General features: G+C 63.3%; 1 protein-coding gene. It reads left to right on the top strand.

The genetic code is table 11. The features are described from left to right. Positions 1 to 477: cytochrome ubiquinol oxidase subunit I (locus P0D71_RS36070; protein ID WP_408483895.1), on the top strand; the 477-nt coding region annotated here is incomplete at both ends.

Here is a 477-nt window from a genome sequence, read left to right as displayed (position 1 = left end):
CTCCTCGTCGCGCTCGGCTCGAACCTCTCGGCGCTGTGGATTCTGGTGGCCAACGGCTGGATGAACAATCCGGTCGGCGCCACCTTCAACTATCAGACCATGCGCATGGAGCTCGACAGCATCTTCTCCGTGCTGTTCAATCCGGTCGCGCAGGTCAAGTTCGTGCACACTGTCTCGGCGGGCTATGTGACGGCCTCGATGTTCGTGCTCGGCGTGTCGTCGTGGTATCTGCTCAAGCGCCGCGACACCGAATTCGCGCTGCGCTCGTTCGCGATCGCCGCCGGTTTCGGCCTCGCCTCCACGCTGTGCGTGATCGTGCTCGGCGACGAATCCGGCTACCGCACCGGCGAAGTCCAGCAGGTCAAACTGGCCGCGATCGAATCCGAATGGGAAACCGCGCCCGCGCCGGCACCGTTTACGATCATCGGGATACCGAACCAGAAGGAAGAGCGCACCGACTACGCGATCCGGGTTCCT

Source organism: Paraburkholderia sp. RL17-383-BIF-A (assembly GCF_046028015.1).
In the GTDB taxonomy this organism is placed as follows: domain Bacteria; phylum Pseudomonadota; class Gammaproteobacteria; order Burkholderiales; family Burkholderiaceae; genus Paraburkholderia.
Note: the sequence above shows the minus strand (reverse complement) of the source record. Positions and strands in the feature narration are given on the sequence as shown.